Below are 8,336 nucleotides of genomic sequence, written 5' to 3'. Positions count from 1 at the left end.
GACGAATATTAAGCCTTATTACCTAATTACTGAAAAAATAGTCGCATAGACAAAAAAGAGGAACGACTATTTTATATTAAAAAAAGAAGGGGATGTGCCTTAGTTTTGACACAGCCCCTTTCTAAATCGTGGAGCTGGAGGGAATCGAACCCTCGTCCAAACGAGGAAATCATAAGCTTTCTACATGCTTATCTTTGCCTAAATTTTCGTGCAGGAGCAGAACCAAAGCCATCAATTCCTGCCTTATCCTCTAAAGTTTCATCAAAAACGCGAGGCCGCTTCTGACTATCCCCGATATTACTGCACCACTGAACCGGAATGCTTCGGAGCAACAGCTTCCGAGTGATGTCTCGTCCTGACACCTAGTGTCTGGATTAAGCTAATCTACTGTGATTCGATTAAGCAGCAAGAGCGTAATTAGTTTCGCCAGATAAAGTTTTGATAACTGAGATTTAAGTGGAAATTACCGACCCACTGCATGCTTACCTACCATTTCTGCCCGCTGTCAAATCCAGTCAACCCCATGACTTTGTAACGGTCTGAAATTTTAAATACGCTGCAAAGATAAGAAATGTTTTCCTATTCCCGGCTTTTCATTAGCAAATATTATATTCACCTCACTTGTATGGACTTCCAGTGCAGGCAATTTGTACGAAAATTGCTGTTATTTTCCGATAAGTGGCATTATCTTTACAGGCAGAAATCAAAAACAAGATATCATATACCATGAAGAAACTTTTATTCACCGCACTCTTTCTGGGAAGCAGCACATTGTTATCTGCACAGAAGGCAACTAAAACACCTGCTGTTTATAAACCTGTCCGCACAGAAATGTATAAGAAAGGATGGATTGACCTTAATAAGAATGGAATCAAAGACGTGTACGAAGATCCGACTGCCACAATCGACGCACGTATAGAAGACCTGCTCAGCCAAATGACACTGGAAGAAAAAACATGTCAGATGGTGACGCTTTATGGATACAAAAGAGTATTAAAGGATGATCTGCCTACTCCCGAATGGAAAAACCAACTGTGGAAAGACGGAATCGGAGCTATTGACGAACATCTGAATGGTTTTCAGCAATGGGGACTTCCTCCCTCCGACAATGAAAACATATGGCCCGCCTCCCGCCATGCCTGGGCATTGAATGAAGTCCAGCGATTTTTTATAGAAGAAACAAGACTCGGCATTCCCACCGACTTCACCAATGAAGGGATTCGCGGAGTGGAAAGTTATAAAGCTACCAACTTCCCTACCCAACTGGGGCTGGGACATACCTGGAATCGCCGGCTGATTCACCAAGTAGGGCTGATCACCGGACGGGAAGCACGCATGTTGGGATATACCAATGTGTATGCACCTATATTGGACGTAGGTCGCGACCAACGCTGGGGACGCTACGAAGAAGTATACGGCGAGTCTCCTTATCTGGTTGCCGAACTGGGTATAGAAATGGTACGTGGTATGCAACACAACCATCAGATAGCAGCAACCGGAAAGCACTTTATCGCCTATAGTAATAATAAAGGAGCACGCGAAGGCATGGCACGTGTCGACCCGCAAATGTCGCCACGTGAAGTGGAAATGACCCATGTCTATCCTTTCAAGCGGGTTATCCGCGAAGCCGGATTATTGGGAGTCATGAGCTCATACAATGACTATGACGGATTCCCGATTCAAAGCAGTTATTACTGGCTTACCACCCGTCTGCGCGGAGAAATGGGTTTCCGTGGATATGTGGTTTCGGACAGTGATGCGGTAGAATACCTTTATACCAAACACGGAACAGCCAAGGACATGAAAGAAGCGGTACGCCAAAGCGTGGAAGCCGGACTGAATGTGCGCTGTACTTTCCGCTCACCGGATTCGTATGTATTACCACTAAGGGAGCTGGTCAAAGAAGGAGGACTGAGCGAGGAGGTCATCAACGACCGTGTACGGGATATTCTGAGAGTCAAGTTCCTCGTCGGATTATTCGATCATCCTTACCAGATTGATTTGAAAGGGGCTGATGAAGAAGTGGAGAAGGCAGCCAATGAGGAAATAGCTTTGCAGGCTTCCCGGGAATCTATCGTACTACTGAAAAATGATAAAAACATATTGCCGTTAGATGCTTCGGGCATTCAAAAAATAGCAGTCTGCGGTCCGAACGCAGACGAACATTCGTATGCACTGACTCATTACGGTCCACTGGCTGTGGAGGTCACTTCCGTACTGAAAGGTATTCAGGAAAAGATGAAAGGAAAGGCAGAAGTACTCTACACAAAGGGCTGTGATCTGGTAGATGCCAACTGGCCGGAATCGGAACTGATTGATTATCCTCTGACCGATGAAGAGCAGAAAGAAATAGAAAAAGCTGTCGACCAAACGAAACAGGCGGATGTAGCTGTAGTCGTTTTGGGAGGTGGGCAACGCACTTGCGGAGAGAACAAATCCCGCAGCAGCCTCGATCTTCCCGGTCGTCAGCTCGATTTGCTGAAAGCAGTAGCAGCTACGGGAAAGCCGGTTGTACTCGTTCTTATCAATGGTCGTCCGCTTTCTATCAACTGGGCAGATAAGTTTGTTCCTGCCATAGTCGAAGCATGGTATCCAGGTTCGAAAGGTGGAAAGGCGGTAGCAGATGTACTTTTCGGAGAGTACAATCCCGGTGGAAAACTGACCGTCACTTTCCCGAAAACGGTAGGCCAGATACCTTTCAACTTCCCCTGCAAGCCCTCTTCACAAATAGACGGAGGCAAGAATCCGGGAATGGAAGGCAATATGTCTCGTGCCAACGGTGCATTATATCCGTTCGGATACGGACTGAGTTACACCACTTTTGAATATAGTGATTTGAAAATCTCTCCCGCCATCATCACTCCTAACCAGCAAACATTCGTCACCTGCAAAGTGACAAACACAGGCAAACGGGCGGGAGACGAAGTAGTGCAGCTTTACGTACGCGATGTACTAAGCAGCGTCACTACTTACGAAAAGAACCTTGCCGGATTCGAACGAGTTCACCTGCAACCGGGTGAAACGAAGGAAGTAACTTTCCCTATTGACCGCAAAGCACTGGAATTGCTCAATGCCGATATGCACTGGGTAGTAGAACCGGGAGATTTCACGCTGATGGTCGGAGCTTCCTCTACCGATATCCGTCTGAACGGCACACTGACGGTAGTGGAACCCGGTCGTATACCTACCACCGAAGCTGATAAAGACAGTAGTCCGGTAAGCGCCAGTACCAACGCCGAAACAGCAAATAATGTAATAGACAATAATTTAACTACTTCCTGGGAGGGTAATAAAGGAGATTACATTACCTTTGCCTTACAGAACGGAGCCAAAGTAGACGGTGTATCCATAGCTTTCAGCCGCGAAAATGGACTGGATACTAATTTCGAGATACAACTATCCAGTGGTGGAGGACAGTTCCTCACCGTCTATTCCGGTATCGTAAAAGAGTATAACAAGCTCTTGGATTTTCATTTCAAAGGGACAACTGCCAGTGATTTACGCATTGTGCTGGGTGACGACCGAATCGGGATCACAGAAGTGAAATTGCCGCAGTTAAAGAAATAGCAATCAAACTGAAAAGAATCTATATATGCTAAAAATTCTTGCAACAATCTGTATTATCGGTATGGCCACATCTAGTTGTACATCAAAAAAAGCTTCCCGAACCGAAAGTTCCCATGAAGCAGAACCGGAACTGACAATGATTGTCGGTACTTACACTTCGGGAGACAGTAAGGGCCTTTACAGTTTCCGGTTCAACGAAGAAAACGGAACGGCAACTGCGCTCAGCGAGGCGGAAGTAGAAAACCCATCTTATCTTGTACCGTCTGCCGACGGAAAGTTTATTTATGCAGTCAGTGAGTTCAGCAATGATCAAGCTGCTGCCAACGCATTTGCTTTCAATAAGGAAGAGGGCACTTTCCGGCTACTGAACACGCAGAAAACCGAAGGCGAAGATCCTTGCTACATCATCACCAACGGCAGTAATGTGATCACTGCCAATTACAGCGGAGGAAGCATTTCTGTTTTTCCGATTGATAAAGACGGTTCGCTCCTCCCCGCTTCTACGGTAGTGAAGTTCAAAGGCTCGGGAGCAGACAAGGAGCGTCAGGAGAAACCGCACCTGCATTGTGTCCGCATCACACCGGACGGTAAATACTTGTTTGCCGACGATCTGGGTACGGATCAGATACATAAGTTTATCATCCATCCGAACGCCAAACCTGATAATGAAGAGATCCTCCTGAAAGAAGGAAATCCGGCTTCTTATAAAGTAGAAGCAGGGTCGGGTCCCCGCCACCTGACTTTCGCACCGAACGGACACTATGCGTATCTCATTAACGAACTGTCGGGGACAGTAATCGCATTTGAATATAACGACGGAAACCTAAAAGAAATCCAGACAATAGCTGCTGACACAGCAGGAGCCAAAGGAAGCGGGGATATCCACATCAGCCCGGATGGTAAATTCCTGTATGCAAGCAATCGCCTGAAAGCGGACGGAATAGCGATCTTCAGCATTCATCCGGAAAACGGCATGCTGACAAAGGCCGGTTATCAGCTGACAGGGATTCATCCACGCAACTTTATTATTACTCCCAACGGAAAATACCTGTTAGTCGCCTGTCGGGACAGCAATATGATTCAGGTCTATAAAAGAGATGCAGACACGGGATTGCTGACAGACATACATCAAAATATAAAAGTAGATAAGCCCGTGTGCGTGAAGTTTATCCCGTGAAACGATATCTTACAGGCTCTTACATGAACACTTGTTGCCTGCTGCCTTGAATAAGCCCGGCAAAGTTATGCTGTATAAGGGGAAAACTTCCTTTTCTCCCTATGCAAACTTATCTTTTATCGGATATAAACTATAATTGCAAGCTTTGATTGTAAAAACGCAAGTTCCATTTTTATAATCAAAGCTTGCAATTATAAAAATGAAACTTGCGTTTATAGTTTGCTTCAGGACAAAACCAACTTTGCTATGGGAACAAAAGAAGTTTGCAAAGCAGGAAGCAAAACTTGGTCAGTACCAAACCGGAACTCTTAACCTATCAGGCTACGGAAAGCCTGAATGCCCTGATGATTGATATCCAATTTCTCCACCTCACCCAGCAAGCGAACAGATTTTTCTTTTTGATTCAATCCCCAGTAACCCAATGCCATCATATATTTGCAATGGATGACATTACGTATTGTCAGATCATCTTCCCAAATTAATAAATCGGGTAGTGATACTGCAAAGTAATCCATCTTAATCTTGTCAAACAAATGCTTTTCACCATAAGAAGTCAGTTTATGAAAGCGTCCGTTAGCCTCATCCATACGACCGAGTTTCAGTAATGCCAGTCCCTGATAGAATATCTTATCAGGTTTTGCATCGTTGTAGTACATAGCTGCAGCCGGTTCGGTAGGACCGACAATGGCTTGTTCCCAACATTCCGCCGCTTTGTCACTCTGCCCCAGACCTTCATAAGCGCAACCCATAAAGTAATAGAAGTCATTCTCCTGCGCACCATATAGTTTGCCTTCACCCAAGTGGTGCGGATATTCCAGACATTCTTCCAGAAGCGGGATAGCCTGACTGTAATTACCGGCTTCAAGTGCTTTCTTCGCCAGTTCTACGCGGGCAAACTAATACTGTCCCGGCACTTTTCCTTCTCCACCTTCCCACGGATGGAAGATGTGTGCATCAAGCAATGTTTTCGCTTTTTCGTACTCTCCTGTCTGATTCAACAAAGTGATTTCTTCCAATACCAGATCGTCACGTTGTGCTATCAGTTCGGGATATTGCTGTAAGAACGCCAAACGTTCGGCATGTGAACGGCGGACACGCTTGTAAAGCTGATCTAATTCCATCAACACACGCGCGTCAGTCTTATCGAGCCGGAAAGCACGCTCCATATACTCGATGGCTCTTGCTTCTTCGTTCTTCTTGTTAAAGTTGGCCAAAGCCAGGTTGCGCCATATCGTCGGAAACTTGTCATCCAGTTTAGCCGAAGTTTCCCATGCTTCAAGTGCCAAGTCGTACTGGCGCTTGTCGTAATACAAATTGCCCAGGTAATAAGGAGCTTTCGCATCATTCGGATTTTGCTCCATAGCACACTGCAAGGCAAGTATTGCTTCCAGGCGATTAGGGAAACAGTAGTCGGAACATGCTTGGGCTGCATCGGCAAGTGCTTGCTCTGCACCGGAAAGTTTCCCTTGGGTCAAACACCATCCCAGATAATAATAAGTCATCGGAGTCACACTACCCTCAGTAATCGCCACATTCCATAAGCCGGCAGCTTCCGACCAGCAACCGGCACTACAATAATCGAGTGCTATTTCATCATAGTTGTGGGCTTCGCCACGCATCATTGTCCGCAAAGTCAGCAAGTCCTCAGCGGCATGAGTTATCAGATACTTTTCATAACGGCAACCAAAGTTGAACTGATCAATAGCCAATGAGTCTTCAATGACCTGCAAAGCTTCTTTCGCTTTCCCCATCTGACGAAGAATAGCAGTTCTCAGTGCACGTGCCTTGTGATGATGCCAGTTGCGGATAAGCGAGCGGTCCACTTCATCCAAAGCATCTTCCAAGCGACCTTGCATAGTAGCAATCTGAGCACAGGCAAAATAGCCTGCATCCTGCCATGCTGCATTCCAGCATGATTTATAGAAACGATCGTATGCTTCATTATATCGTCCCTGATACTTCAAGGCAAGTCCGAGATTGTAGAGAGGTTCTCCGTCATAAGGATTCGGATTGCGTTTCTGCAAGGTCTTCACTGCTGTAAGCAGATATTGTTCGGCTTTCCGGAAACGCCCCTTACGGATATACCACAGTCCAAGCGCATTATTATTGCGTACGTCAATCGGATCACGACGCAAGGCTTCTTCGTAATAATCTACCGGATTGTAAGTAGCATGTCTGTATTGCTCCAAGTGTAAGCCCGTCAGATAGAGTTGCTCGGTTGTCTTTATTTCTTCCGGCAACAGGGCTGCTTCGGCAGCATCGGGAATCGGTTTTACCTCTTCCGGCTCGGCATGCCAGTAAAGCAGTTCCTTACCGTTTGCTGTGATTTCGAGGCTCAGTTTATTAAACTTCTCACCTGCCACATCAACCGTTTCATCCAGCAATTCTTCCGGAGTGATGACTACTTGTTTGCTGTAATATACTGTGCCGTCCTCCCCTTTCAATACTACCTTAACCGTTTGCTCGGAAGTGGCGAATATCTTGAAACGCACCTTATCTTCACCCTCCGGTTCTATGTTCATCAAGAGGTCTTTGCTTGCATTCTTAACTACTCCCAGTTCACGATAAGGCAGGAAATATTGCACGAAGCTCTTTTCCTCGTAAGGCTGCAACCAGGTAAAGTCCGGTTGATTCTCGGTGTAGACACCTGCCATCAGTTCGATGTATGGGCCGTCTTCATCAGTCAGATTACGATCCCAGGCACGACCGAAATCACCGTTTCCCCATGTCCACTGCTTCTTACCCGGAGAAATATGGTGATTGGCTACGTGAAGCATACCTGCATGCGTATCGTTCTCATATCCACCTTCGAAATTATACCGGGAATTGACAGCCATGTACGAAGTAGGTACTTTGATATTTTTATAGTTAGAGATGTCTACTCCGGCAGAATAGTCCATTTTGTAATAAGTGCCCGTGGCAATAGGGAAGCTGGAAACGGCCCGCTTTCCATGATCGAACACCGCATTAATATCGGGTGGGAATACACTCTGATAATGGTCGTTCACCGCTACGGCAGGATTTGCCCACCACAGGAAAGTTTGCGGTACTTCGGTACGGTTGTAGAGTACTCCCTTGATTTCGAGAAAAGCATGTCCCGGACGAAGAGTGAAACCTGCCATCCCTTTCTGATGAAACATACGTTCCATTTCATTGACCCACACAGTTACGCTGCCGTCTGCATTTTCTTCAATCGCCGTATCTACGGGCATGTAGGTACTGGGACGGTGATGCTGGGGCCAGTTGAACTCGATGCCTCCCGAAATCCAGGGGCCTGCCAGTCCTACCAGCGCAGGTTTAATCACATGATTATAATAGATAAAGTGACGTTGCTTGATTTTGTCATAAGCCATTTGCACACGACCACCCAACTCGGGAAGAATCATCACTTTGATATATTCATTTTCAATAAAGATGGCATCGTATTCCTTATCCACCTTTTCATCGGACATTGACTCGATGACAGGATAAGGATAAACCACCCCGCTACTTCCCTGATACACACGCTTCTCCAGGAAAATAGGATTCTTCTCAGGCTTACCTACCTCATACGTAGGGATTACAACCTTTTCTTTCCACGCTTTTACCATGA

The 8,336-nt window shown here is 46.0% G+C and carries 2 protein-coding genes, 1 other RNA gene and 1 pseudogene; 2 read left to right on the top strand and 2 right to left on the bottom strand.

Features of this window, described 5'->3' with window-relative positions; translation table 11 throughout:
- Positions 1-126: 126 nt before the first annotated feature.
- Positions 127-523: a transfer-messenger RNA gene (ssrA, locus tag BLW31_RS13665) on the bottom strand.
- Positions 524-726: 203 nt separating this feature from the next.
- Between ssrA and BLW31_RS13660 the strand changes: the two genes are divergently transcribed.
- Positions 727-3,567 (top strand): beta-glucosidase, encoded by a 2,841-nt coding sequence (locus BLW31_RS13660; protein ID WP_010536989.1) that lies wholly within the window; start codon positions 727-729, stop codon positions 3,565-3,567.
- A 25-nt stretch (positions 3,568-3,592) separates the two neighbouring features.
- Entirely contained in the window at positions 3,593-4,744 is a 1,152-nt protein-coding gene (locus BLW31_RS13655; protein WP_010536988.1) for a lactonase family protein, read from the top strand.
- A gap of 308 nt (positions 4,745-5,052) precedes the next feature.
- On the opposite strand, the pseudogene BLW31_RS13650 reads toward BLW31_RS13655, so the two are convergent.
- A pseudogene (locus BLW31_RS13650) lies at positions 5,053-8,334 on the bottom strand (DUF5107 domain-containing protein).
- Between the last annotated feature and the right edge of the window lie 2 nt (positions 8,335-8,336).

This window comes from Bacteroides faecis MAJ27 (assembly GCF_900106755.1).
GTDB classification, from domain to species: Bacteria; Bacteroidota; Bacteroidia; order Bacteroidales; family Bacteroidaceae; genus Bacteroides; species Bacteroides faecis.
This window is presented reverse-complemented; position numbering and strand designations above follow the sequence as displayed.

Coding starts and splice junctions, on each gene's coding strand:
- BLW31_RS13660 (WP_010536989.1), top strand. CDS start 727: ATGAAGAAACTTTTATTCACCGCACTCTTTCTGGGAAGCAGCACATTG.
- BLW31_RS13655 (WP_010536988.1), top strand. CDS start 3,593: ATGCTAAAAATTCTTGCAACAATCTGTATTATCGGTATGGCCACATCT.